We start from the raw sequence: 25,121 nt of genomic DNA, 5'->3' as shown, positions 1-25,121 counted from the left end.
TATATCTCCAATTACCACAGGCGCTCAGCGGCGACGCTTGACAAGATAGTGGTCGAACAGGACCGCCGTCAGCAATATGCTTCCCCTGATGATGTCCTGCCAGTAGACAGACACATTGAGCAAGGCAAGCGAACTGGAAACGACCGACAGAAGGATCGCCCCGAGGATTGCGCCGAGAATGGTGCCCGAGCCGCCCGAAAGGCTGGCGCCACCGATGACCGCGGCTGCAATCACGTTAAGTTCCATGCCGACTCCGAAGCTCGGCTGTGCTGACCCGAAGCGGGCCATGTAGATCACGCCTGCGACACCGCACAGCATCGAACAAAGTGTGGTGGTGGCAAACACCACCCGGCCGACGCGGATGCCGGAATAAGCCGCCGCTTTCGGATTGCTGCCGGTATAGAACACCTTACGGAATGCCGTCGTGCGCCGCAGCAAGAGATCGAAGCAGACGACCACCATCGCGAATATGATCAGCACCAGCGGAATGCCGCTAAGCGCGCCCTGGCCGATGAATTTGAATTCCGGCGGCAGCGAGTAGAGACCAAGCGGCCGGCCGCCCGTTGCGAGCAGGCAGACGCCGCGCGCAATCACCATGACGCCGAGCGATACGATGAAGTGATGCAGGCCGATGACCGTTGTCAGAAATCCCATGGCCATGCCGACCAATGTGGTGAGGCAGATTGCCAGCCCGGCCGCGACCCAGGGATCGACACCGTTGAGGAATAGCCAGCCAGCCGCAACCATCGCAAGCGCCGTGACGGAACCGACGGATAGATCAATGCCGCCCGAGATTAACAGGATCGTCATGCCGACCACGACGATGCTTTCGATGGCGAAAACCATCGCCATGGCCCGCAGATTGTCGACCGTCAGGAAATACGGGGATATGAAAGACATCACCGCGAAAAGGGCGAGGATGATGACGATAAGTCCGGTCTCCCGTGCCTTGAGCGCCGGTTCCCACCAGCCTGTGCGGCGAACCGCCACTTCTGCAATGCCCGAAGGTGTTTCCGATGTTGCCATTTTCCCGCTCCCTCAGGCCCCTGCCGTGCTCTCTGCAATATTGATCGATGCAAGCTGCATGATCTTTTCTTCCGTCATGTTCTCACCCTCAACCTCGCCGGCAATGCGCCCCTCGCGCACGACCAGCACGCGGTCGCTGACACCGATGAGTTCCGGCAATTCAGAGGATATGACGATCACGCCCACACCCTCGCGTGCCAATTCCCGGATCTGGCGGTGGATTTCGGCCTTTGCGCCCACATCCACCCCGCGTGTCGGCTCGTCGAGAAAGACGACCTGTGGCTCCACCGACAGCATCTTTGCCAGTGCCACCTTCTGCTGGTTGCCGCCGCTCAAGGTAGAGACAGCGTCGCCGACGCTGTTTGCCCGCAATTTCAGCCGGCGTCCCAACTCGTCGGCGCGCTTCATTTCCTTGCGCCGTTCGATAAAGCCCATGCCGTTCGATATCCTGCCGACATCGAGCGCCGAGACATTCGCGGCAATGGACATGTTGAGAAACAGCCCATCGCCCTTGCGGTCTTCCGACAGATAGACCAGCCCCTCCCGAATGCTGTCGCGATAGTCATTGAGCCTCAGCGGCCGGCCGCGCAACGTGACCTCGCCTTTTGGTTTTCCCTCCAGCCGGCAGACCGCACGGACAATTTCGCTTCGACCTGCGCCGATCAGGCCGGCGAGCCCGAGGATTTCGCCCCGGCGCAGATCGAAATCGACATCGAAAACGCGCTTTCCCTCGTTCAGTCCCCGAACAGAGAGAATGACGTCATTCGATTTCTCTTCTTCCGCAAGTTTCGGTGGGTAGAGCTTGTCGAGCACCCGTCCCACCATGCTGTTGACGACTTCCTCCGGGGAAATCTCCGAGATATTCTCCGTCCTGATGTGGCAACCGTCGCGCATCACCGTGATGCGGTCGCAATGCTCAAAAATCTCCGCCATCCGGTGCGAGATATAGATGATCGCAATTCCGCGTTCCGCCAGCCGGTGCATGATCCGGAAAAGGGTCTGGGCCTCGGTTTCGGTCAAAGCCGCCGTCGGTTCATCAAGGATCAGGATACGGCAGTCCAGCGTCAGCGCCTTGGCAATCTCGACGATCTGCTGTTGCGAAATCGACAGATCACCGGCACGGCTGGTGGGATCGATATCGCCGATTTCTTTGAGGATGGTTGCCGCCCGCTTGCCAAGATCGCGATAATTCATGAACCAGGATTTACTCTGGCCGGTCTCCGACATGAACATGTTTTCGGCAACCGAAATTTCCGGGCAAAGCGCAATCTCCTGATGCACGAAACCGATACCGAGCCGGTTCGCCGCATTGGGCGAGGAAATCTTGACCGATTTGCCGTCCAGCAGGATTTCGCCGCCATCAGGCTGCAAAATGCCATCGATAATATGCATCAGCGTCGATTTACCGGCGCCGTTTTCACCCGCGAGCGCATGGATTTCTCCCCGCCGCAGCTCAAAGGCAGCAGTGCGCAACGCCCGCACGGGCCCGAACGCCTTGTGAATATTCGTCATGTTGAGGATGACCTCTCCCATAACGCCCCTCCCGAACGTGGCTCCCCTTTGCCGGCGAGGCGTAAACCTCGCCGGTTTCAGGGCGGCGCGTCAGCGCCCCTTCATATAGTCATTGAGATCAAAGGAAGCGGCGTTCGCCTTGGTAATCACGGCGAAACCATTGTCCATTGAAGGAACCTGCATCGGGTTGAAGCCAGATACCTTGTAGTCGTTGAAGGGGTCGATCAGATCCGAATGGGCACCCAGAAAGGTGTTCATGAAACCCATGAAGCCCTGAACGCCCTGATTGGGATTGATGGACATGTAGATGTTGCCCTGCTTGATGTGCTCCAGCGTCGCCGGGGTAATATCCGCATGCAGGATCAGGACCTTCTTCTTGGCCTCGAGAACAGCGGTCGTTGCGCCTTCAGCCGAGCCGGCTTCAGGAATCCACAATGCGCCTAGATTGGGGTTGGCCTGCAACAGGGCACCCACCGCCTGATAGGCGACGTTTGCATCCTGGTTGGTCGCCTGGCGGCCGACGAGCTTCATTTCCGGATAAGTGCGCCCCATGTAATCGATGAGTGCGGTGACGCGCAGATCATGGTTGCTTTGGCCCGGATTTTCGAGAACGGCATATTCGCCCTTCTTGCCCAGCTTCTTGACGATCTCGTCAGCCGCAAATTTCGCCTCGGCAACATTGTCCGAGGTGATGTAGGCGGTGCGTTTTGACTTCGGCGAATCTGCCGCAAAAGTCGTCACCGAAACACCGGAGTCGATCGCCTTGTTGATCGGTTCGATAAAGGGATCGGCCTGCATCGGATGCAGCAATATACCCTTCGGCTTCTTCACCAGTTCCTGCTCGAAGGACGCGATCTGCTTGGTGATGTCGTATTCGGGCGTACCGGTGAAAACGGCCTCGCAGCCCAAGGCCTTCGCGGCCTGCTTGAAACCTTCAAACACCGGCACCCAATAGGGGTGGCTGGAAACCATGACGTTCATCACATAGGTCTCGCCCGGTTCACAGGCGAATTTGCCCGCAGCAGCGGCCTGAGAGCCGGCGCCTGCGGAAATCGCCACGGCTAAAACACCCGCGGCAACGGTCGATTTCAGAAAAGCCAACATATTCCCCTCCCAAGGACAATGACCAATCCGCAATAAATTTTAAGTCGTGTAATTTATTGCATGACGTTTGAGATATCGGGAAACCGGGCAAGCGTCAATCCGGTTTGCATTTTATTTTTTTGAGTGAAATTTATTGCGGAGCGCATGGATAGTTTGGAGGCTGCCTACAGGATAGCCCGTCGCTCGAGCGAACTCCGCGGATCGAATAGGCAGTCAATCAGCTTGCCTATACCAATCAGCTGGCGGCAGTCGGATGTCTTAAGAACAAGGGACGGCAAGGCGCGATGCACTCAGGACGCCAAATGGCGGGTAGCGCGTAAAGGCTTCGGTTCATCACGCCCTCTTCCATGTCCATGCCGCATGGAAGGCCGCAAAGTCCTCCTGCCGATCCTCTTTGCCCTAGTTGGAGTGGTATTTATGACGGTGTCGCAGCGGGTTCCTGTGATGGGACCGTTGACGCGTACTCCATAGGGGACAGGTTCAATTGACACTGAGGCCACTATGCAAAAAGGCCCTGCGATTTCTCGCAAGGCCTTGATATTTAAGAATTCGGATGGTGGGCGTGACAGGGATTGAACCTGTGACCCCTACGATGTCAACGTAGTGCTCTCCCGCTGAGCTACACGCCCTCCGTGGCGGCGGATAGACCACAAAACCGGTTCATGCGTCAACTGCTTTTTTTCGGTTTTGTGAAGGTTTTTTGAGACCCCTTACGCCACAAGGAGTTTGTTGACCTCATCCACCAGATCGCGAAGATGGAACGGCTTGGAAAGCACCTTGGCATCCTTTGGAGCCTTCGAATCGGCGTTCAGCGCGACGGCCGCAAAGCCGGTGATGAACATGACTTTCAGGTCGGGGTCGAGTTCAGTCGCGCGCCGGGCCAACTCGATGCCATCCATTTCGGGCATGACGATATCTGTCAGCAACAGCGAGAAAGGCTCTTCGCGAAGCCGGTCGTAAGCGCTTGCGCCATTGTCGAAGGAAGAAACCTTGTAACCGGCTTTTTCCAGCGCCTTGACGAGAAAGCGGCGCATATCGTTATCATCTTCAGCGAGAAGAATTTTCTGATTCATCATAAGTGACCGTAACTGCTCAATGTTTGAGATACCCTAGCCCGATTATAGGATTTTCACGGTAAATATCATGTGAACACAAGAATCGGTATAGCGCTGCATGGTCGATAGTATGGACTTGCCGCACCGTAACTGGCAACATGAACATCCTGATAGTTTACGACATGGTAAATGGCACTGAATGGACTGGATAACGGGTGAATACGAGCTGTTCGAAGTAACGGAACCTGCCGTTCAAACCCTGCCATTCGTCTATAATTCACCCCATAGCGGTCGCTGTTACCCCATCTCCTTTCTGGAATCGGCACGGCTTGATTCGCACGAGATCCGGCGCTCGGAAGATCATTTCGTTGACGAGCTGTTCGCCGCTGCGCCCGACATCGGTGCGCCGCTGCTGAAAGCCAATTTTCCCCGCGCGTATCTCGACGTCAATCGCGAGCCCTACGAGCTTGATCCGCGCATGTTCGAAGGCACTCTGCCTCCCTACGCCAATATCGGCTCCATGCGGGTTGCCGGCGGCCTGGGAACGGTACCCCGTATCGTCGCCGAGAATATGGACATCTATGCCCACCGCCTGCCGGTGGACGAGGCGCTGTCACGGATCGAGACGATTTACAAACCCTACCACGCCTGCCTGCGCCGGCTGCTGTCACGCACCCACGCCAATTTCGGCATGGCGGTACTGATCGATTGCCATTCGATGCCGGGCAATATCCGCGTTGCCGGCTCGAACCTGCGGCCGGATGTCATTATAGGCGATCGCTACGGCACCAGTGCTTCCCAGGAGGTCTCCCGCGCCGCTCTGCATTTTCTTGAAGAACTGGGTTTCGTTGCGGTCTGCAACAAGCCCTATGCCGGCGGCTTCATCACGGAACATTACGGCCGACCGATCCGCTCTCTTCACGCGCTCCAGATCGAGGTCAATCGGGCGCTGTACGTCGATGAAAAAACGCTTTCGAAGAAAGCAGATTTTCCCGCCATTCAGGCATCGCTTGAAATATTCATGCGCCAGCTCGGCGCTTTTGTTTCGGAATACGCGATCGAAACCTCGCTCGCCGCCGAATAACACATCAAATTCCAGGATATTTCAGACCTCTGTTCCAGACAGCCTGGCCACGCGCCGGACAAAAAAAACCGCGCCTTGGCGCGGTCAAGTCTAGGGAGGAAACACCCAAGGAGGGTATTTACAGTCAAAGACTGCAGGGTCACGCTACGCATTATATGCACAATTGTCAATCATTTTATTTTATGCACTTTTTTTAGGCTTATGCTGAAAATTTGGAATCGGCCGTGCCTGCATCCGTACGTGTGGACGGCGGGTGCAATTCCGGTCTATGCATTTCGCCATACAATTCAGGCCCAATAATTCAGGCAATGAGGTTTCGCATGCTGCCCGACCGGGATTTCTTCTTCAAACTTGCCGAAGCCGCCAGCGCTGAAACGCTTCCCCGCTTCCGCACAGGCATTGCCGTCACCAACAAGGAGGACGGCGGCTATGACCCGGTGACGGAAGGCGATCAGGCAGCAGAAAGCGCCATTCGCGCCCTCATCGAGGCACGTTTCCCGCAACACGGCATTCTTGGTGAAGAACACGGCAATGTCGGTCTCGATCGCGAACATATCTGGGTTATCGATCCGATTGACGGCACACGCGCCTTCATTTCCGGCGTGCCGGTCTGGGGCACGCTGATCGGCTTCCAGTCGGCCGGCCGCGCTTCGATGGGCATCATGGACCAGCCCTTCACGAAAGAGCGTTATTTCGCCGACGGCGAGGCCGCATGGTATTTCGGGCCGGATGGTGAGCGCAAGATCCGCACGCGCGAATGCGCTTCGCTGTCGGATGCTGTACTGTTCACCACGACACCCCATATCTTCACGGCGGAAGAAAAGCCCCTTTACGACAAGGTGCAGGATCAGGTTCGCCTTTTCCGTTATGGCGTGGATTGTTACGCCTATTGCCTGCTTGCCGCCGGCCATGTCGATCTGGTGATCGAATCGGGCCTGAAGCCCTATGATGTCGGCGCGCTCATTCCGGTGATTGAACAGGCGGGTGGCATCATCACCACCTGGGATGGGGGTCGTCCGGAAAATGGCGGCCGCATTCTGGCAGCCGGTTCCAAAGCCGTGCACGAACAGGCGCTCGCCATTCTTTCAAAACTGTAGATGGTGCGACTGACGGGGATGGCGCAAACCGCGCCATCCCCGTCATCGCCGCGTCATTCCGGCGCGAAAAAGGCGTCGATGGCCGCCAGCGCCTGTTTGCGGAAAACGTCGCGCTCATGCAGCAATTCATGGCGCGCGCCGGTTATGGGAAGAAGCTGCGCCGCGCGGAAGTTGCGCGAGAGTTCCTCCTGCGCCTTATAGGGCGTGATCGTATCCAGCATCGGCGCAAGAATGAGGGTAGGAATGGTTATGTCCGTCAGATGGTCCTGACGGGTCACCCGACCCATCGTTTTCAGCGCTTCATAAACCCATCGCGCTGTCGGTGCGCCGATGAAGAGTTCCGGAAATTGCCGATGCAGCGCAAGATTTCTGGCAAAACGTCTGGCGTCAGAGGTCAGCGGGTTGCCATCGAAATCCCGTTCGCGCTGATCCCTGCCGAGCTGAAGCTTTCCAAGACCCAACAGGCTTAAAGCGGTCGCGACCAGCCGGATGACGGACGAAGGAACGGATTGCTGGCTGTCCAGCTCGATAAAGGGCGAACAAAGCGCCAGACGGTCGATCCTGTTCGACAGGCCGGGTGCTGCGGCCAGTGCTGCAAGTGCGCCGGTTGAATGCGCGATCATGAAGAATGGCAGCCGGGTATCCGGCAGCACCACCTGTTCGAGAAACAAACTTATATCGCGCTTGTAGTCGGAAAAACGTCGTACATGCCCGGCGCCTGGCTTCTTCAGCAGCCGTTCGGAACCGCCCTGCCCGCGCGTATCGAAGGTCGCGACCCAGAATCCCATGGCCGTCAGATCGCTGACGGTCTCGAAATATTTCTCGATACATTCGTTGCGACCATGCAGCAGAACCACAGTTCCGCGCGCAATGTGTCGGCTGGCGCGGAAGATCGCGTATCGAAGCTGTTTGCCGCCGTGGCCGGTGAAATAACCGACGGTATGGTTGCCGGGAACCGGGTTGTCTTCGCTCTCGCGCAATGTGGCTTCGATCATCGGTCTTTTCCGGCTTCTCTGCCTTTTCGGGATAGGTCGGCGACGGCGGAAGGTCAAAGAAAAAATTGCCGGAACCGTCGGTTAAAGCAGTCGCGGTTCCGGCGAATAGGACAGAAGAAGAAGGGACGTTATTGCTTCTGCCACGGAGCATGTCTCCGATGACGGATATTTATGGCTCTCAAACTGAACGTTGCTGGAACCGGATGTTCAGCGATGGTTCATCTTGTTGTCGCCCTTTCCGCTTTAAAGCGCCCCCTTGACGGAGCGCCAAGCCATTCCCATCTCATTCATGCGGCCGCCAGAACGGGGCCGCGCCATATGTCCGGCCGTCGCCAGAACGGGACGCCGGATCAACCGCAAACAGTCGCTTCATAAGGAGGACACCATGCGTCACGTCGATTTTTCCCCCCTCTATCGCTCCACCGTCGGTTTCGACCGTCTTTTTTCGATGCTCGACGGCCTCGGCCAGCCCGAACAGGCCCAGTCCTATCCGCCCTATAACATCGAGCGGACGGGTGAAAACGCCTATCGTATAACCATGGCGGTTGCCGGTTTCGATGAAACGGAACTAAGCATAGAATCCCGTGCCAATACGCTGACGGTGAAAGCCGAGAAGGCTGCAGATGAGAAGTCGTCTGAAGGCGAGTTCCTGTATCGCGGCATTGCAACGCGCGCTTTCGAACGCCGCTTCCAGATGGCTGATCATGTCGAAGTCCAGACCGCTTCCCTGAAGAATGGCCTGCTTCACATCGATCTCGTCCGCAATATTCCGGAAGCCATGAAACCGCGCCGTATCGCGATCTCCTCCGACAGCGCAGATGCGCCGAAGACGATCGAAGCACAGGTCACGCCGGCCCAGGTCAACTAAGCCGATCCGGATGTCAAACGAACGGCCCCGTTAAGGGGCCGTTTTTGTTTGCCTAAAATTCAGCCCTCAGCGGGTGGATACTGCCGCGCCTTCCGCAGCGACAGTTTCCGTTATCGCTGCTTTTTCATGGGCCTTGCGGGCATAACGCTGGGCCAGCACTGCGCAGACCATCAGCTGAACCTGATGGAAGAGCATGATTGGCAATACGATTGCGCCGATGCTCTGGCCGGCGAAGATCGCTCCTGCCATGGGCACGCCGCTGGCAAGGCTCTTCTTCGACCCGCAGAAGGTGATGGTGATTTCATCCGCCTTGTCGAAACCAAGCGCCCGGCTGCCGAACATCGTCACGCAGAGAACAAGCGCCAGAAGAACGATATTGATGCCGATGACAACGCCGATATCGCGCACGGAAAACGTCTGCCATATGCCTTCGATAACTGCTTCGGAGAAGGCAAGATAGACCACCATCAGGATGGAACCGCGATCGACCGGCGACAGCAATTTCTTGCGTGCCCTGATCCAGTCACCGATCCACGGCTGCAGCACCTGGCCGGCGATGAAGGGCAAGAGCAGTTGCAGGAAGATTTGCAGGAACGCATCCAGCGAAAATCCACCACCATGGCCACCGACCGTGAACAGCAGCCCGACCAGCAGCGGTGTCAGCACCATGCCGAAAATATTCGAGGCGGAGGCTGAACAGATCGCGGCAGGCACGTTTCCGCCTGCCATGGATGTGAAGGCGATGGACGATTGCACCGTCGACGGCAGGACGCAGAGAAACAGCACACCCATATAAAGCGGTGCCGGCAGAATGCTCTCGGGAATGAAACCGATCGCCACGCCCAGCAACGGGAAAAGGCCGAAGGTGACGAGAAGGATCGCCATGTGCAGGCGCCAGTGCAAGATACCCGCAATCACCACATCCCGCGACAGCCGCGCGCCGTGGAGAAAAAACAGCAATGCGATTGCCAGTTTCGTGGCAAGCCCGAAATACACCGCCGGCTGTCCGCTGATCGGCAAAAGGGAAGCCAGGATCACGGTGGCCACCAGCATCATGGTGAAACGGTCAGGCAGGAAGCGGGTCATGGGAGGTCTTTCCGACATCGGTTTTGCTTGAAATATCCCATACTATCGCTCATCATGAATTCGGATGCAAAGACTAACAGTTATCACGATATGAGATAAATGCTGAACCTTCAACATCTTGCCAGCTTCGTGATGCTTCAGCAAACCGGCAGCTTCACGCTGGCTGCCGAGCGGCTGGGCATCGGCCAATCCACCGTCAGCCAGCATATTCAGCGGCTTGAGGCGGCACTTGGCCGTCGGTTGATTGCGCGCAGCACCCATCAGGTGAAGCTGACGGGCGAAGGCGAGGCGCTGCTCGGTTATGCCCGCAATATGCTGGAGATCGACAGCAGAGTTTCATCGCTATTCAGCGAAAACCGCCTGCGCGGGCGCTTAAGGCTTGGCGTTTCCGAGGATTTCGTCGCTAGCCGGCTCACCGCCATTCTGGAAGAATTCATCCGCCTCTATCCCTTGGTCGATCTGGAGCTGACGGTGTCGCTGAGCGGCGTGCTTTACCAGATGCAGGATAATGGCGAGTTGGACGTCGTGCTCGCGAAACGTCGACTCGGTGATAAGCTCGGCCACTTCCTGTACCGCGAACCTCTGGTATGGCTCGCGCGTGACCCGGAGCGAATGCTGAGCCAACCGGACGCCCTGCCGTTGATCGCCTTTCCGCCGCCAAGCATTACTCGAAAGGCGGCACAGGAAGCGCTGGATCGGGCAGGTCTCGCGTGGCGGATCGTCTGCACCTGTGGCAGCCTTAGCGGACTGACCGCTGCCGCAAGGGCGGGCATGGGCATCCTCGTGCAACCGCGCAGCATGGCGCCAGCCGGCCTCAGGGAGATTGCGGCTGATGTCCTGCCGGCGCTCGAAGACGTGGAATTCGTGCTTCAGCCAAGTAAGGGCGCGGACACAAAACTGGTGCGCGCCCTTTCCGATCTGGTATCCAGCAAGAGCATCGCACCGGGCAGTTTTGCGTAAAAAAGACGCTTGCTCGAGTCAATCTTCCCGTTTCGAGAGGCAGCGGCCAACACTATCACGCCACCCCGCGATGGCGCTCTTACGCTCCGTCTCATCCATATCTGGCAGAAAACGGCGATCCCGTTTCCAATGGGCGGCAAAGGCCTCCCGGTCCGGCCAGATGCCGGCGCGCGATGCTGCGAGCCATGCCGCACCGAGAATGGTGGTTTCCAGGAATACCGGCCGGTCGACCGGTGCAGCGAGAATGTCCGCCAGCCGCTGCATGGTCCAATCCGAGGCAACCATGCCGCCATCGACCCGGAGCACCGTCTTGCCATTGTCGCCCGCCCAGTCGTTGCGCATGGCATCCAGAAGATCGAAAGTCTGATAGGCGACGCTTTCGAGTGCCGCGCGGGCGAACTCCGCAGGGCCGGTGCCACGCGTCAGGCCGAAAATCGCGCCCCGCGCTTCGGCATCCCAATAGGGCGCGCCAAGGCCGGTGAAGGCCGGCACGAGGTAAACCCGCTGCTTGGGATCAGCCTTTTCGGCAAGCGCGCTGACTTCAGACGCGACCGATATGAAACCGAGCTCGTCACGCAGCCATTGCACGGCGGCGCCGGCAATGAAGATCGAGCCTTCGAGCGCATAGGTCGTCACGCCATCGAGGCGATAGGCAATGGTCGTCAGCAACCGGTTTGTCGAGGCGACCCGGTCGGTGCCGGTATTGAGAAGCGCAAAGCAGCCGGTGCCATAGGTCGATTTCATCATGCCGGGTTCGAAGCAGGCGTTACCGATAACGGCAGCCTGCTGATCACCGGCGACGCCGAGGATCGGAATTTCCGCACCCAGAAGCGCCTTGTCCGTTACGCCGAAATCGGCCGCGCAATCAAGCACCTCCGGCAGCATGGCGCGGGGAATGTCGAGGATGGACAGCAATTCGTCATCCCAGGCATTGTCCTCGATATTGTAGATCAGCGTTCGCGAGGCATTGGTAGCGTCGGTCACATGGCGGCGACCGCCGGTGAGGCGATTGATCAGGAAACTGTCGACCGTGCCGAAGCAGATTTCGCCCTTCACGGCTTTTTCGCGAAGGCCGCTGACGCTGTCGAGAAGCCATTTCAGCTTCGTGCCGGAAAAGTAGGGGTCGAGCAGCAGACCGGTCTTTTTCGAAAAGAGCGGCTCCAGCCCCCTTCGTTTCAGATCCTCGCAAATTGGTGCAGCACGGCGATCCTGCCAGACAACGGCCCGATGCACGGCCTCGCCCGTATTACGGTCCCACAGCACAGTCGTTTCGCGCTGGTTGGTGATGCCGATCGCCTCGATATCGGAAGCGGAGATACCGGCATCGGCAAGCGCCAGCCGGATTGTTTCAAGCACGCTTTTCCAGATATCCTCGGCATCGTGTTCGACCCAGCCAGAGGCCGGGAAATGCTGCGGAAATTCTCGCTGGCCGACACCGATGACCCGCATGTCGCGATCAAAGACCATCGACCTTGTCGATGTCGTCCCCTGATCGATCGCCAGAATATAACCGCCCATTATGTCACTCCCTTTCAAACGCAATGACGGGGCGGCAAAGCCGCCCCGGTTTAAGATTTCACGCAGACATTACTTCTGCCAGCTTTTGACCAGCTCGTCGTAATTGACGGTGACCGGCTTTTCCTTTTCGTTGGCAATCTTCAGCTGCGGTGCCAGATTGCCCTTCGAAACGGCGTCCTTGTTCCAGTAGTCGATATCGTGTTCTTCCGCCAGTTTTGGGCCGATATCGCCCTGCACACCGGCGCGCTCGATACGGGCCATGACTTTTTCCTGCTCGGCGCAGAGCGAGTCCATTGCGGCTTGAGCGGTTTTGGCACCCGAAGATGCATCGCCAATTGCCTGCCACCAGAGCTGCGCCAGCTTCGGATAGTCAGGCACGTTGGTGCCGGTTGGCGACCATTGCACGCGAGCGGGCGAGCGATAGAACTCGATCAGACCACCAAGCTTGGCGGCCCGGTCCGTGAAGCTCTTGTGATGGATGGTGGTATCGCGAATGAAGGTCAGACCAACATGGCTCTTCTTCACATCCACGGTCTTGGAAGTTACGAACTGCGCATAAAGCCATGCGGCCTTGGCGCGATCGTCAGGGGTGGATTTCATCAGCGTCCACGAACCCACGTCCTGATAACCGAGCTTCATGCCGTCCTTCCAGTAGACGCCATGCGGGGAAGGTGCGACGCGCCATTTCGGCGAACCGTCCTCGTTCACGACAGGCAGGCCGGGCTTGGCCATATCGGCAGTGAAGGCCGTGTACCAGAAGATCTGCTGGGCAATGTTACCCTGCGCCGGCACCGGACCGGATTCGGAGAAGGTCATGCCCTGCGCTTCTGGCGGCGCAAATTTCTTCAGCCATTCGAGATATTTCTCGATGGAATAGACCGACGCCGGACCGTTAGTATCGCCGCCGCGTGCCACGCACGAGCCGACCGGCTGCGACTTGTCGTTGACCTTGATGCCCCATTCATCGACAGGCAGGCCGTTTGGCAGGCCCTTGTCGCCGTTGCCGGCCATGGAAAGCCAGGCATCGGTGAAGCGCCAGCCAAGCGACGGGTCCTTCTTGCCATAGTCCATATGGCCGAAGACCTTCTTGCCGCCGACATCACGGCCGGTGAAGAATTCGGCAATATCCTCATAAGCCGACCAGTTTACGGGCACACCAAGGTCGTAGCCGTATTTGGCCTTGAAATCCGCCTTGTTCTTGTCGTCGTTGAACCAGTCGTAGCGGAACCAGTACAGGTTCGCGAATTGCTGGTCAGGAAGCTGGTAGAGCTTCTTGTCCGGTGCCGTCGTAAAGGCGCTGCCGATGAAATCCTTGAGATCTAGGCCAGGATTGGTGACGTCCTTGCCCTCATTTGCCATGAAATCCGTGAGGTTGCGCACCTGCTGGTAACGCCAATGCGTGCCGATGAGGTCGCTGTCATTCACCCAGCCGTCATAGAGGTTCTGGCCGGTCTGCATCTGGGTCTGAATCTTTTCGACGACGTCACCTTCCTGGATGATGTCGTGCGTGACCTTGATGCCAGTAATAGCGGTAAACGCCGGTGCCAGGACCTTCGATTCATATTCATGTGTTGTCAGGGATTCGGAAACGACCTTGATGTCCATGCCAGCAAAAGGTTTGGCGGCATCGATAAACCATTGCAGTTCCTTTTCCTGATCTGCACGCGAAAGCGACGACATATCGCCGATTTCCTTGTCCAGAAATTGCTTTGCCTCCTCCATTCCGGCGAAAGCGGAACCTGTCATTGCCAGCAGCATGGCTGCCGTCGTCGTCATCAGATGCCGTCGCATATCAGTCCTCCCAAGGGTTGCGATTGCACGAAGTCTGCCGGGTGCGGTTTTCCTCCGCCGCACCGTTCTTCCTGCTCTAGACGAAACGGAAAACGCCAATTGCGTAAACCGCCGACAGAGCGAGAGCCCACCACAGGTTCGGGCCGATCAGCCCGAGCCATGCAAGATGAATGAAAGCGCTGCCGAGCAGCGAAATGAACAACCTGTCGCCACGCGTTGTCTCGAAACGCAGCAGGCCGAAGCGGGGGTTGCCGCCGGGCGAGAGCTGTTCCCAGAACCACATCCCAACCAGCAACACGGCGATGGCACCGAAAAACGCGGCCGTCTGCCAGGTCCATGCCATCCAGGTGAAATCGGGCATCTTCGTCATGTCAAACCCTCCCCAGCGCAAAGCCCTTGGCGATGTAATTGCGAACAAACCAGATCACCAGCGCACCGGGTATGAGTGTCAGCACGCCGGCGGCGGCAAGCAGGCCCCAGTCCATGCCGGCGGCGGAAACGGTTCTCGTCATGGTCGCGGCAATCGGCTTGGCGTCGGTCGTCGTCAGCGTGCGGGCGATCAGAAGCTCGACCCACGAGAACATGAAGCTGAAGAAACAGGCGACACCGATGCCGGAGGCAATGAGCGGCATGAAAATCTTCACGAAGAATTTCGGGAAGGAATAGCCGTCAATATAGGCGGTCTCGTCGATTTCCTTCGGTACACCCGACATGAAACCTTCGAGAATCCACACCGCCAGCGGCACGTTGAACAGGCAATGCGCCAGCGCCACGGCAATATGCGTGTCGATCAGCCCGAAAGCGGAATAGAGCTGGAAGAAGGGCAGCGCGAAGACGGCAGGTGGCGCCATGCGGTTGGTCAAAAGCCAGAAGAACAGGTGCTTGTCGCCCAGGAAGCGGTAACGGGAGAAGGCATAGGCCGCCGGGAGTGCCGCCGAGACCGAGATCACCATGTTCATGACGACGTAGATGATCGAGTTGATGTAACCCGAATACCAGGATGAATCCGTGAAGATCGTCCGATAATTCTGCAACGTCGGCTGGTGCGGATAAAGCGTCATCGACGAGACGATTTCTGTGTTCGTCTTGAAGCTCATATTGATAAGCCAGTAGATCGGCACGAGCAGCAGGATGATGTAGATCGTCGGCACCAGCCAGGAAAAGCGCGATGGCCCATGGCGGCGGCGCGATCGTGAATTCGCAGCAAGGCCTGATATTCTTGCCGAACTGGCTCTTACCGGTGGATTGCCGATACCGTTGAGTTCCACGCTTGTGGTGACATCAGAGGCGCTCATGTCTCAAGTCTCCGCGTCGTGGCTGGTCATCACGGTGTAGAACACCCAGGACAACAGCAGGATGATGAGGAAGTAGATCAGCGACATGGCCGCCGCGGGACCCAGATCGAACTGGCCGAGCGCTACCTTGACGAGATCGATGGACAGGAAGGTGGTGGAATTTCCGGGGCCGCCGCCGGTGACGACGAAAGGCTCGGTATAGATCATGAAGCTGTCCATGAAGCGCAGCAGGAATGCGATCAGCAGCACCCGCTTCATCTTCGGCAACTGAATGAACCGGAAAACCGCAAAACGCGATGCGCCATCGATCCTTGCCGCCTGATAATAGGCATCCGGAATGGAGACGAGGCTGGCGTAGCACAGGAGGACGACGAGGCTTGTCCAGTGCCACACATCCATGATGACGACGGTGATCCATGCGTCGACGGGATCGTTGACATAGTTGTAATCAAGCCCAAGCTGATTGGCGTAATAACCCAGCAACCCGATATCGCTGCGACCGAACACCTGCCAGATTGTGCCTACCACATTCCATGGCACCAAAAGCGGCAGCGCCATGGTGACGAGGCAGACCGGCACGCCGATGCCGGATTTGGGCATCTTGAGCGCGATGAATATGCCGAGCGGAATTTCAATCGCCAATATGATGCCGGAAAATACCAGATTGCGTCCGAGCGCGTTCCAGAAACGGTCGGAGCCAAGAATTTCCTGAAACCATTGGGTTCCCGCCCAGAAGAATTGGTTGTTGCCGAAGGTATCCTGCACCGAATAGTTCACGACCGTCATCAGCGGGATGACGGCGGAAAAGGCGACCAGCACCAGAACCGGCAGCACCATGAACCACGCTTTGTTGTTCCAGGTCTTTTCCATGGTCAGGCCCCCATCTTCACACGCCAGGAATCGGCAAAGACACCGATAGCGGCCGGATCGAAGCGAACACCCGCTTCTGCCGGAATGTCCTCCTCCTCCGGAACGACAATCGCAAGCTTTTGGCCGGCGAACCGGGCGCGAACGATTTTTTGCCGACCGATATCCTCGACCTTGTCGACGGTGATGGGCATGCCACCCCGCTCCAGCCGAACGAATTCCGGGCGGATGCCGATTTCGATCCGCTTCGATCCATCCACCACCGGCACGCCGGCAAGCGGAACGCCAAGGCCGCCGACAACCGCCGTTGCGCCATCAATGCTGGCAGGCATCACATTCATGCCGGGCGAACCGATGAAATAACCGACGAACGTATGTCCCGGGCGTTCGAAAAGCTCGGCGGGTGTGCCGATCTGGACGATCTGTCCGTCATACATGACCACCACCTTGTCGGCGAAAGTCAGCGCTTCGGTCTGGTCGTGCGTGACGTAGACCATGGTGAAACCGGACTGGCGGTGGAGGCGCTTCAACTGTGAGCGCAGCACCCATTTCATATGCGGATCGATCACCGTCAGCGGCTCGTCGAAGAGGATGGCATTGACGTCGGATCGCACCAACCCGCGCGCCAGCGAAATTTTCTGCTTCTGGTCCGCCGTAAGTCCGCGCGCGTGGCGTTTGGCCATGCCGGAAAGATCGGTCATCTCGAGAATTTCCCGCACACGGCGGTCGACTTCGGCTTCCGGCACTTGCCGGTTGCGCAGCGGAAAAGCCAGATTGTCATAGACTGTCATCGTGTCGTAAACGACCGGGAACTGGAATACCTGGGCGATGTTGCGATCTTCGGTGGAAAGATCGGTGACATCCGTTCCGTCAAAGGCGATGCGACCTTCCGAGGGGCGCAGCAAGCCGGAAATGATGTTAAGCAACGTGGTCTTGCCGCAGCCGGAAGGGCCAAGCAGCGCATAGGCACCGCCATCCTCCCATTCGTGATGAACTTCCTTCAGGGCATAATCACCTGCCGCCTGCGCCTTGGCGTTGTAAGCGTGGCGAATATGATCGAGCGTGATGCGTGCCATGATCGATCTCCCCTTAAGCCGCTTCGCCGATGGCGTGGCCGTGCGTATCGAAAGCCATCAGGTGCCGCGTATCGAGAAACAGTTCGATCTCCGTGTCCGGCTCGATGTCGTGAATGCCCTGCGCCAGCATCACCCAACGCTGGCCTGAAAATTCCACATGTACGAAGCTTTCCGATCCGGCGATCTCCGAGATCAGTGTCCGCGCCCGGATGGATTGCGCCGCCTGCCCCTTTTGCTGTGGGAAAAGATGATGTGGCTGGAAGGCAATGGTCACTGGACCGTCAGGCATGGCAGCAAGATGCGCCGGCACCGGCACAACCGCATGGTCGGCGCGCGTGAAGGCGCCGCCCGTCTTGATGACCTCGATGGTGTTCAGTGGCGGATCGGCAAATATTTTAGCCGTTACGATATCCACCGGACGCCTGTAAACTTCGATCGTGCGGCTGAATTGCGTTACCTTGCCCTCGTTCAGCGTCGCGGTATTGCCACCAAGCAGCAGAGCTTCGGAGGGTTCCGTCGTGGCGTAAACAAAGATCGCACCGGATTCGGCAAAGATGCGCGGCAATTCCTCACGCAACTCCTCACGCAGCTTGTAATCGAGATTTGCGAGAGGCTCGTCGAGGAGCACCAGATTGGCGTTTTTGACGATGGCGCGGGCAAGTGCCGTGCGTTGTTGCTGGCCACCGGAGAGGTTGAGAGGCGTACGATCGAGATAGGGCGTCAGCCTCAGAAGCTCGGCGGCCTTCCTCACCTCCCTGTCGATCGTTGCCTTGTCCTTGCCGGCAACGCGCATCGGCGAGGCGATGTTTTCATAAACGCTGAGCGCCGGATAATTGATGAACTGCTGATAGACCATGGCGACGTTGCGCTTCTGAACCGGCCAGCCCGTCACGTCCTCCCCATTGAAGAGAATCGTACCGCCACTTGGCTTGTCCAGCCCGGCCATCAGCCGCATGAGTGTCGTCTTGCCCGAAAGTGTCGGTCCAAGCAGGACGTTCAGGCTTCCGCGCTGCAACGTCAGATCGGTCGGGTGAATATGATATTCACCGCCGGCCATCTTCGAGACGTTTCGCAATTCAAGCATGGTGATCCAAAGCCTCCTCCGCTTTTTGATCGGATCGTCAGATTGCCTTCAAGCGTCCACCTGCAATGTCATCGATATAATCCTCCAGCCCGCGCACCTCTTCTTGGGTAAAGAAAAGCCCCTGCTTGGTGCGGCGCCACAGAATATCCTCCGCCGTCAGCGCCCATTCCCGGGCCATCAGCCAGCGCACCTCGGCCTCATAAAGCGTGCCGCCGAAATGCCGTCCTAGCCCTGCCATGTCCCCGGCATTGCCAATAATCGACGCAGCGTCCGTTCCGTAGCAGCGGATGAGCCGCTTCGCATGCCGCTCATCGAGGAAAGGATAACGCGACCGCAGGGCCGTGACCTCTCCCGCATAAGCCTCGGCACCGAAATTTCCGCCCGGCAAATGTGAACCTGCCGTCCACGGCGAGCCCTTTTCACCCAGCGCATCACCGATTTTTTCAAGAGCATGTTCGGCAAGCCGTCGATAGGTGGTGAGCTTGCCACCGAAGATATTGAGAAGCGGCGCTTCGCCTTCAGCTCCTTCGGTTTTCAGCACATAATCGCGGGTTGCCTCCTGCGCTTTCGATGCGCCGTCGTCAAACAGCGGCCGCACGCCGGAATAGGTCCAGACGATATCGGCCGACGTCACCGGTTCAGCGAAATATTCGCTCGCCGCGTTGCAAAGATAGCTGATCTCCTCGTCGCTGATCTTAACAGCCCGGGGGTCGGCGGTATAGTCGCGATCCGTCGTGCCGATCAGGGTAAAATCCTGCTCATAAGGGATGGCGAAGATGATGCGCCCGTCCGGGTTCTGGAAAAAATAGGCGCGCGGATCGGAAAACTTCTTGCGCACGATGATGTGGCTGCCCTGCACGAGGCGGACATTGTGGACATTGTTTTTACCGAATGTCGCAGCCAGAACCTTGTCTACCCAGGGGCCGGCCGCATTTACAAGCATGCGCGCCCGGTAGGTCGCGGTTTCTCCGGCACCATTTGTCGTTTCGACCCGCCAGAAGGCGCCTTCGCGGCGTGCCGAAACGACCTGCGTGCGGTTGAGGATCAAGGCGCCGCGATCGGCGGCATCGCGGGCGTTCAGCACCACAAGACGGGCATCGTCCACCCAGCCGTCAGAATATTCGAAAGCCCGGGCAAAAATCGGCTTCAGCGGTTTCCCTGCGGGATCACGGCGCAGATCGAGCGAGCGGGTGGCGGGCAAAAGCTTGCGGCCGCCGAGATGGTCATAAAGAAAAAGCCCGAGACGCACGAGCCAGGCCGGGCGCACGCCGCCCTTCTGGAATGGCAGAACAAAGCGCATGGGCCAGATGATGTGCGGCGCCATGGCCCACAACACCTCGCGCTCCATCAGCGCTTCTCGCACCAGACGAAATTCGTAATGTTCGAGATAACGCAAACCGCCATGAATGAGCTTTGTGGCGGCCGAAGAGGTGCCGGAGGCAAAATCGTTCATTTCCGCAAGCGCAACGGAATAACCCCTGCCGACAGCGTCACGCGCGATGCCGCAGCCGTTGATGCCGCCGCCGATCACGAAAACATCGTGGATTGCCTCGTCAGACATGGACCCTCCCGCGCTTTCATCGACGCTCTCCTCATCGATATATTGAAAGCACGGACATCTAATTTGAAGACAAAACGAATGTCAAACGAAATTCCGGGACGGTTCGGATCAAGGCTCCCCAACCTCGGTTTCAATCAACCTGACGTCATGATCGGCACAGATGGATCGGATCGAATCGACCGGACAATGATCGGTAATGAAGGTGTGCACCTGTGAAAGATGGCCGATGCGCACCGGCGCCGTCCGCTCGAATTTCAGTGAATCCGATACAAGAATGACGTGGCGAGCGTTGGACATGATCGCCTGGGCAACCTTGACCTCGCGAAAGTCGAAATCCAGCAAAGCGCCGTCTTCATCGATTGCAGAAACGCCGATGACGGCGAAATCGACCTTGAACTGGCGGATAAAATCCACTGCGGCCTCCCCGACGATGCCGCCATCGGAACCGCGCACGACGCCGCCAGCGATCACCACCTCAATGCCCGGAAAAACCCGTAACCTGTTGGCAACATTAATATTGTTGGTGATGACCATCAACTCGTGATGATCCGCCAGCGCTTCGCCCACCGCCTCGGTCGTCGTACCTATATTGATGAAAAGCGAGGAATTGTTGGGGATGAGGGCAGCGGCAGCGGCGCCGATCGCCTGCTTTTCGGAGGAGGCGATCGCACGGCGTGCCTCGTATTTGACGTTTTCGTTGCCGCTCGGAAAAAGTGCGCCGCCATGGATGCGCGTCAGCACCCGCGTATCGCAGAGATCGTTGAGGTCCTTGCGGATCGTCTGTGGCGTTACCGAAAACCGCGTGGCCAGCTCGTCCACCAGCACACGCCCGCTTGCTTTCGCCAGCGCAACGATTTCATCCTGACGCGGTGTGAGCATCATTTCACCCTCCCTCCTCTTTCAATTTTTTCGTTTTATTGAAGAGCGAACGAAAAACCAATGTCAAGGGACGGTTTTGTGGCGCCGATCAGGTCCACTTGCGGAGGTACGCGAAAAACGTATCCGCACGAACCAGCAAGATTATTAGCCGGCTTTCTGAATTGACATCGGGACCGGCTTCGGCAGGCCGATCTCGGAAAACGCAGAGATTGCAGCACCAAACGCATCACCGATGCCGATCAATATAGGCTCGTTCACGCCCATTCGCTCAACCGCCGCAGCCAGTTGCACCAGCGAACCGCACCAGCGCTGCTCATTTTCGCGGCTGACGGAAATCATGATGGCGACGGGCGTCGAGGCCGGCATGCCATGCGCCAGAAGGGCTTCCTCGATGCTGGCAGCGGTTCGCCCGCCCATGTAAAAAACCGTGGTCACGGAAGGGTTCGACAGGGACTGCCAGTCTATATTCTCCGGCAGCTTGCCCTGTCTGGAGTGCCCGGTGACGAAGCGGACCGACTGGGCGTGATCGCGGTGGGTGAGGGAAACGCCGAGCCGCGAAGCCATGGCGCTTGCCGCGGTGATGCCTGGCACGATTTCGACCGGGATGTTTTCAGCCTCCAGCGCTGCGATCTCCTCGCCGGCGCGTCCGAAAATCATCGGATCGCCGGATTTCAGCCGCACTACCCTTTTGCCGGCCTTGGCAAGGCGGATCATCATGTCGTTAATATCTTCCTGCTTGCAGCTTTCCCGGCCGCCGCGTTTGCCAACAAGCATACGCTTCGCCTCCCGCCGCGCCAGTTCCAGCACCTCGGATGAAACGAGATCGTCGAACAGAATGACATCCGCCGCCTGCAAGGCGCGTACCGCTTTCAGCGTCAGCAGCTCGGCATCGCCCGGTCCGGCACCGACCAGCGTCACAAGGCCGCGTGCCGATCCTTTCCGACCTGCCTGCGTGCCGATGTCTGTCAGCAGCCTTTCTTCGCTGCCCTCATCCAGCCTTTCGGTAAACGCCCGGTCGACAAATTTCTCCCAGAATGATCGCCGCGCCGTGCCGGGCGCGAGGCGTATATTGACCCGCTCTCGGATGGTCTGGGCAAGCGCGCCCCAATCCTTGAGAGCGAGCGGCAGCAAAGTCTCGATGCGCCGGCGAATGGCCTGCGCCAGAATGGGTGCGGCGCCATCGGTGGAGATCGACACCACCACCGGCGAACGATTGACGATGGAGCCAAACTGGAACTGGCAGAATTCCGGCTTGTCGATGACATTGACAGGCACGCCGGCAGAGCGCGCGGCATTGTAAAATCTTCCCGCCTCTTCGTCGGTTTCACAATCCGCCAGCGCCAGTTCCGCGCCTTTGAAACTATCCGGACCCCAGGAACGGTCATGCCATGTCAGCATCTGGCTTGTCGAGACGAGCGCCGCAAAGCAATCCGAAAGCTCGCTTTCCTCGCAATAGAGGTGAAGTTCCGCCCCGCAGGCAAGCAGCAGTTCCGCTTTCCATGCGGCCCCATCCGATCCGCCCGCCAGCACCACGCGCTTGCCCTCAAGCCCCCAGAAGACCGGCAACTTGGCGAGCTTCTCCATGCGGTTCGGTTCATTCAGCTGCGGTTTTAAGGCATCCATCGATGATCCCCCTGATCTCGGCGCGGCAGGAGCCGCAATTGGTTCCGGCATTCAACGCAGCACCTATGGCTTCGACGCTGTGGCAGCCATTGCGGATGGCAGCCGTGATATGGTTGACCCCGACATTGAAGCAGGAGCAGACCGTCGCCCCCGGATCGGCGCGGCCGGCGCCGGGACGCCCGGCGACCAGCGCAAAACGCATGCGCAAATCCTCATGGCGTTCGTTCAGCTGTGAAATCGCCCAGTTGCGGGCAACGGCCACCGGCTCTCTGGCGACGAAGAGCGCCGCCAGCAGGGTATCACCGTCGAAGAAAGCAAGCCGCAGATCGCCCGTCTCCCGGTCACTGTAACCCAGAGGCTCAACCCTGATATCGATGCCGAAAACCCGTCGCGCCCAGAGCGTCCAGTCCTGCGGCTGTTCCTCGAAGGCAAGCTCCATGCGGTAGCCGCCATCCGCCTTCGCAACTGCCCAATAGGCGCAGCCCGGCGCATCAGGCCGGGTGCGGGAGATCGCAAATCCATAGGCTTTCGCTACAAAACGTCGTGCACTCACGCCGACATTCTTCGAAGCGGGCTGGCCGGAATGCGGGTCCGTGACCGCTGGCACGAGCATATCGATGCGGGCCTGCGAGGCGAACTGGTCGTTCCAGTGCATCGGCGCAAACACAGCTCCCCGTGCCTGCCTCTCGCTGACCAGCGCCCGCAGCAGGACCTTGCCGTGCGGGCTTTCAAGCTCCACCAGATCGGCGCTTTCGATGCCCAGCGCCTGCGCATCGCGCGGGTGAAGTTCGGCAAAGGGTTCGGCGATATGGGCGGTGAGCCGCGCGCTTTTGCCGGTGCGGGTCATGGTGTGCCATTGGTCGCGGATACGGCCAGTATTCAGCGTCAGCGGGTAGTCCGCCGATGTCCTGCGGGTCTCCGGCAGTGCCGTGGCGATGAAACGGGCCTTGCCATCCGCATGGAAAAAGCGGCCATCCGCGAAAAAGCGGGTATTGGCGGCTTCACCGCGTCCGGCTTTTGGCCATTGAAACGGTTTCATCGTACCGTAGGAATCACGGTCGATCCCGCCGATATCGAAATCGCGGCTTCCGGCGTTCTCGAAGCCGGAGAGAGCGGCATGCTCGGCGAAAACCTCAGAAGGTTGCCGGAAGCCGAAGGCGGCGTCAAAACCCATGCGCCGTCCAACTTCGGCGAATTGCCACCAGTCGGCCTTTGCTTCGCCGGGCGCGTCAAGAAAACCGCGCTGGCGGGAAATACGTCGTTCGGAATTGGTGACCGTGCCGTCTTTTTCACCCCAGCCGAGCGATGGCAACAGCACATGGGCGTGGCGGGCGGTATCGGTATTGGCGATGAGATCGGACACCACGACAAAGGGACAGGCCTTGATCGCCGCCTCGACGGCACCGGCATCCGGCATGGAAACGACGGGGTTGGTGGCCATGATCCACAGCGCCTTGATGCGGCCATCGGCAACCGCCCGGAACATATCCACGGCCTTGAGGCCAGGCTTCTGCGCAATCGCCGGCGAGGCCCAGAAGCGCTGCACGCGGTCGCGGTCTTCAGCGCTCTCGATGGCCATATGGGCCGCCAGCATATTGGCAAGCCCGCCCACCTCGCGTCCGCCCATGGCGTTGGGTTGGCCGGTCAGCGAAAACGGCCCCATGCCCGGCCGGCCGATGCGGCCTGTGGCGAGATGGCAATTGATGATGGCGTTGACCTTGTCGGTGCCGCTTTGCGACTGGTTGACGCCCTGACTGTAGCAGGTGACGGTTTTTTGCGTGCGTTCGAACAATTCGTAAAAGGAAATCAATTCCACGATTGTCAGACCGGTCTTGTCGGCAATCTCCGGCAGGCTGTGCCCGGTCGCTGCCTGCATCGCGGCATCGAGGCCTACAGTGTGGTTTCCAACATAAGCATTATCGAACGCGGAACTGCCGGAAAGATGGGCCAGAAGACCGGTAAACAGCGCCACATCCCCATCCGGGCGGATGGCGAGGCGCATATCGGCAATATCTGCGCTCATCGTCCGGCGCGGATCGATGACCACCACCTTCATGTCCGGCCGCGCCGCCTTTGCGGCAGCAAGCCGTTGATAGAGGACGGGATGACACCAGGCGAGATTGGATCCGGTGAGGATTACCAGATCGGCAAGCTCCATATCCTCATAGGTGCCGGGCACCGTATCGGCCCCGAAGGCGCGGCGATGGCCGGCGACCGAAGACGACATGCAAAGCCTTGAATTCGTATCGATATTGGCCGATCCGATGAAACCCTTCATCAGCTTGTTGGCGAGGTAATAATCCTCCGTCAGCAATTGGCCGGAAACGTAAAAGGCAACCGAATCCGGGCCGTGCTCGGAGATGGCCTCGGAGAATCTTGAAGCAACGAGTTGAAGCGCTTCGTCCCATGCCACCCGCTTTCCGTGGATTTCGGGATGGAGCAGCCGTCCGTCGAGGTCGATGGTTTCGGCCAGAGCCGAACCCTTGGAACACAGCCGGCCGAAATTGGCGGGGTGGTCCGGATCGCCTTTGACGGAAACGATGCCGTCATCGGCAACGGTGGCGATGACGCCGCAGCCGACACCGCAATAGGGACAGGTGGTTTTCGTTTCAACGGGCATTGGTTTGCCCTCTTGGTGCG

General features: G+C 58.6%; 21 protein-coding genes and 1 tRNA gene. 4 read left to right on the top strand and 18 right to left on the bottom strand.

Annotated elements, in window-relative coordinates; translation table 11 throughout:
- Positions 1–24: 24 nt before the first annotated feature.
- From GH784_RS00290 to cpdR, 5 genes are all read right to left on the bottom strand, one after another.
- Positions 25–1,026: an ABC transporter permease gene (locus tag GH784_RS00290; protein ID WP_065687974.1), complete on the bottom strand. Its 1,002-nt coding sequence runs from the start codon at positions 1,024–1,026 to the stop codon at positions 25–27.
- A 12-nt stretch (positions 1,027–1,038) separates the two neighbouring features.
- Positions 1,039–2,559, bottom strand: a complete 1,521-nt coding sequence (locus tag GH784_RS00285) for a sugar ABC transporter ATP-binding protein (protein ID WP_065687975.1) — start codon at positions 2,557–2,559, stop codon at positions 1,039–1,041.
- Positions 2,560–2,628: 69 nt separating this feature from the next.
- A complete protein-coding gene (locus tag GH784_RS00280; protein ID WP_003511565.1) occupies positions 2,629–3,642 on the bottom strand; it encodes a substrate-binding domain-containing protein in 1,014 nt (337 codons plus the stop codon).
- A 554-nt stretch (positions 3,643–4,196) separates the two neighbouring features.
- Positions 4,197–4,271: transfer RNA gene (locus GH784_RS00275), tRNA-Val, on the bottom strand.
- Positions 4,272–4,352: 81 nt separating this feature from the next.
- Positions 4,353–4,715 carry a cell cycle two-component system response regulator CpdR gene (gene cpdR, locus GH784_RS00270; RefSeq protein ID WP_003497910.1) on the bottom strand — a complete coding sequence of 121 codons (363 nt, stop codon included), beginning with the start codon at positions 4,713–4,715 and terminating at the stop codon, positions 4,353–4,355.
- Between the two features lie 181 nt (positions 4,716–4,896).
- On the opposite strand from cpdR, the gene GH784_RS00265 reads away from it, so the two are divergent.
- Positions 4,897–5,781: an N-formylglutamate amidohydrolase gene (locus GH784_RS00265; protein ID WP_003511568.1), complete on the top strand. Its 885-nt coding sequence runs from the start codon at positions 4,897–4,899 to the stop codon at positions 5,779–5,781.
- Positions 5,782–6,101: 320 nt separating this feature from the next.
- Entirely contained in the window at positions 6,102–6,878 is a 777-nt protein-coding gene (gene hisN / locus GH784_RS00260; RefSeq protein WP_003511569.1) for a histidinol-phosphatase, read from the top strand.
- Positions 6,879–6,931: 53 nt separating this feature from the next.
- Here the strand turns inward: hisN and GH784_RS00255 are convergent, their stop codons facing one another.
- On the bottom strand, positions 6,932–7,873 hold the full coding sequence (locus tag GH784_RS00255) for an alpha/beta fold hydrolase (RefSeq protein ID WP_003511570.1): 942 nt from the start codon (positions 7,871–7,873) through the stop codon (positions 6,932–6,934).
- Between the two features lie 385 nt (positions 7,874–8,258).
- Here GH784_RS00255 and hspL point away from each other — a divergent pair, with 385 nt between their 5' ends.
- The gene (gene hspL / locus GH784_RS00250; RefSeq protein WP_003511572.1) at positions 8,259–8,741 is read left to right on the top strand and encodes a heat shock protein HspL; all 483 of its coding nucleotides are present in this window, start codon (positions 8,259–8,261) and stop codon (positions 8,739–8,741) included.
- Between the two features lie 66 nt (positions 8,742–8,807).
- On the opposite strand, the gene GH784_RS00245 is transcribed toward hspL, so the two are convergent.
- Entirely contained in the window at positions 8,808–9,827 is a 1,020-nt protein-coding gene (locus GH784_RS00245) for a bile acid:sodium symporter family protein (protein WP_003511574.1), read from the bottom strand.
- Positions 9,828–9,926: 99 nt separating this feature from the next.
- On the opposite strand from GH784_RS00245, the gene GH784_RS00240 reads away from it, so the two are divergent.
- Complete coding sequence (locus tag GH784_RS00240) at positions 9,927–10,787, top strand: LysR substrate-binding domain-containing protein (RefSeq protein WP_003511576.1); 861 nt, start codon at positions 9,927–9,929, stop codon at positions 10,785–10,787.
- Positions 10,788–10,805: 18 nt separating this feature from the next.
- Here the strand turns inward: GH784_RS00240 and glpK are convergent, their stop codons facing one another.
- The 11 genes from glpK to GH784_RS00185 all read right to left on the bottom strand — a co-directional run bounded on the left by glpK (position 10,806) and on the right by GH784_RS00185 (position 25,101).
- The gene (gene glpK / locus GH784_RS00235) at positions 10,806–12,305 is read right to left on the bottom strand and encodes a glycerol kinase GlpK (protein ID WP_127966098.1); all 1,500 of its coding nucleotides are present in this window, start codon (positions 12,303–12,305) and stop codon (positions 10,806–10,808) included.
- Between the two features lie 69 nt (positions 12,306–12,374).
- Positions 12,375–14,096 (bottom strand): ABC transporter substrate-binding protein, encoded by a 1,722-nt coding sequence (locus GH784_RS00230; protein ID WP_003511579.1) that lies wholly within the window; start codon positions 14,094–14,096, stop codon positions 12,375–12,377.
- 76 nt (positions 14,097–14,172) lie between these two features.
- The gene (locus tag GH784_RS00225) at positions 14,173–14,466 is read right to left on the bottom strand and encodes a DUF2160 domain-containing protein (protein WP_013761935.1); all 294 of its coding nucleotides are present in this window, start codon (positions 14,464–14,466) and stop codon (positions 14,173–14,175) included.
- A gap of 1 nt (position 14,467) precedes the next feature.
- Complete coding sequence (locus GH784_RS00220; RefSeq protein WP_003511581.1) at positions 14,468–15,391, bottom strand: carbohydrate ABC transporter permease; 924 nt, start codon at positions 15,389–15,391, stop codon at positions 14,468–14,470.
- A 3-nt stretch (positions 15,392–15,394) separates the two neighbouring features.
- Positions 15,395–16,261: a carbohydrate ABC transporter permease gene (locus tag GH784_RS00215; RefSeq protein ID WP_003511582.1), complete on the bottom strand. Its 867-nt coding sequence runs from the start codon at positions 16,259–16,261 to the stop codon at positions 15,395–15,397.
- Between the two features lie 2 nt (positions 16,262–16,263).
- Positions 16,264–17,334, bottom strand: coding sequence for an ABC transporter ATP-binding protein (locus GH784_RS00210; protein WP_013761936.1), 1,071 nt, complete (start codon positions 17,332–17,334; stop codon positions 16,264–16,266).
- Positions 17,335–17,347: 13 nt separating this feature from the next.
- The gene (locus GH784_RS00205; protein ID WP_013761937.1) at positions 17,348–18,418 is read right to left on the bottom strand and encodes an ABC transporter ATP-binding protein; all 1,071 of its coding nucleotides are present in this window, start codon (positions 18,416–18,418) and stop codon (positions 17,348–17,350) included.
- A gap of 37 nt (positions 18,419–18,455) precedes the next feature.
- Positions 18,456–19,979 carry a glycerol-3-phosphate dehydrogenase gene (locus GH784_RS00200; RefSeq protein ID WP_127966097.1) on the bottom strand — a complete coding sequence of 508 codons (1,524 nt, stop codon included), beginning with the start codon at positions 19,977–19,979 and terminating at the stop codon, positions 18,456–18,458.
- A gap of 108 nt (positions 19,980–20,087) precedes the next feature.
- Positions 20,088–20,861, bottom strand: a complete 774-nt coding sequence (locus GH784_RS00195; RefSeq protein WP_003511588.1) for a DeoR/GlpR family DNA-binding transcription regulator — start codon at positions 20,859–20,861, stop codon at positions 20,088–20,090.
- 141 nt (positions 20,862–21,002) lie between these two features.
- Positions 21,003–22,481, bottom strand: coding sequence for a siroheme synthase CysG (gene cysG, locus GH784_RS00190; RefSeq protein WP_164876629.1), 1,479 nt, complete (start codon positions 22,479–22,481; stop codon positions 21,003–21,005).
- On the bottom strand, positions 22,453–25,101 hold the full coding sequence (locus GH784_RS00185; protein ID WP_127966096.1) for a nitrate reductase: 2,649 nt from the start codon (positions 25,099–25,101) through the stop codon (positions 22,453–22,455). Before GH784_RS00185 ends, cysG begins: the two co-directional genes overlap by 29 nt.
- Positions 25,102–25,121: the final 20 nt, after the last annotated feature.

This window comes from Agrobacterium tumefaciens, from assembly GCF_009649785.1.
GTDB lineage: Bacteria > Pseudomonadota > Alphaproteobacteria > Rhizobiales > Rhizobiaceae > Agrobacterium > Agrobacterium tumefaciens.
The sequence above is the reverse complement of the archived record's forward strand: the minus strand, read 5'-3'. Positions and strand labels throughout refer to the sequence as shown.

Excerpts from the sequence above, each read along its gene's own strand:
- GH784_RS00290 (WP_065687974.1), bottom strand. The coding sequence starts at position 1,026 with ATGGCAACATCGGAAACACCTTCGGGCATTGCAGAAGTGGCGGTTCGC.
- GH784_RS00285 (WP_065687975.1), bottom strand. The coding sequence starts at position 2,559 with ATGGGAGAGGTCATCCTCAACATGACGAATATTCACAAGGCGTTCGGG.
- GH784_RS00280 (WP_003511565.1), bottom strand. The coding sequence starts at position 3,642 with ATGTTGGCTTTTCTGAAATCGACCGTTGCCGCGGGTGTTTTAGCCGTG.
- cpdR (WP_003497910.1), bottom strand. The coding sequence starts at position 4,715 with ATGAATCAGAAAATTCTTCTCGCTGAAGATGATAACGATATGCGCCGC.
- GH784_RS00265 (WP_003511568.1), top strand. The coding sequence starts at position 4,897 with ATGGACTGGATAACGGGTGAATACGAGCTGTTCGAAGTAACGGAACCT.
- hisN (WP_003511569.1), top strand. The coding sequence starts at position 6,102 with ATGCTGCCCGACCGGGATTTCTTCTTCAAACTTGCCGAAGCCGCCAGC.
- GH784_RS00255 (WP_003511570.1), bottom strand. The coding sequence starts at position 7,873 with ATGATCGAAGCCACATTGCGCGAGAGCGAAGACAACCCGGTTCCCGGC.
- hspL (WP_003511572.1), top strand. The coding sequence starts at position 8,259 with ATGCGTCACGTCGATTTTTCCCCCCTCTATCGCTCCACCGTCGGTTTC.
- GH784_RS00245 (WP_003511574.1), bottom strand. The coding sequence starts at position 9,827 with ATGACCCGCTTCCTGCCTGACCGTTTCACCATGATGCTGGTGGCCACC.
- GH784_RS00240 (WP_003511576.1), top strand. The coding sequence starts at position 9,927 with ATGCTGAACCTTCAACATCTTGCCAGCTTCGTGATGCTTCAGCAAACC.
- glpK (WP_127966098.1), bottom strand. The coding sequence starts at position 12,305 with ATGGGCGGTTATATTCTGGCGATCGATCAGGGGACGACATCGACAAGG.
- GH784_RS00230 (WP_003511579.1), bottom strand. The coding sequence starts at position 14,096 with ATGCGACGGCATCTGATGACGACGACGGCAGCCATGCTGCTGGCAATG.
- GH784_RS00225 (WP_013761935.1), bottom strand. The coding sequence starts at position 14,466 with ATGACGAAGATGCCCGATTTCACCTGGATGGCATGGACCTGGCAGACG.
- GH784_RS00220 (WP_003511581.1), bottom strand. The coding sequence starts at position 15,391 with ATGAGCGCCTCTGATGTCACCACAAGCGTGGAACTCAACGGTATCGGC.
- GH784_RS00215 (WP_003511582.1), bottom strand. The coding sequence starts at position 16,261 with ATGGAAAAGACCTGGAACAACAAAGCGTGGTTCATGGTGCTGCCGGTT.
- GH784_RS00210 (WP_013761936.1), bottom strand. The coding sequence starts at position 17,334 with ATGGCACGCATCACGCTCGATCATATTCGCCACGCTTACAACGCCAAG.
- GH784_RS00205 (WP_013761937.1), bottom strand. The coding sequence starts at position 18,418 with ATGCTTGAATTGCGAAACGTCTCGAAGATGGCCGGCGGTGAATATCAT.
- GH784_RS00200 (WP_127966097.1), bottom strand. The coding sequence starts at position 19,979 with ATGTCTGACGAGGCAATCCACGATGTTTTCGTGATCGGCGGCGGCATC.
- GH784_RS00195 (WP_003511588.1), bottom strand. The coding sequence starts at position 20,861 with ATGATGCTCACACCGCGTCAGGATGAAATCGTTGCGCTGGCGAAAGCA.
- cysG (WP_164876629.1), bottom strand. The coding sequence starts at position 22,481 with ATGGATGCCTTAAAACCGCAGCTGAATGAACCGAACCGCATGGAGAAG.
- GH784_RS00185 (WP_127966096.1), bottom strand. The coding sequence starts at position 25,101 with ATGCCCGTTGAAACGAAAACCACCTGTCCCTATTGCGGTGTCGGCTGC.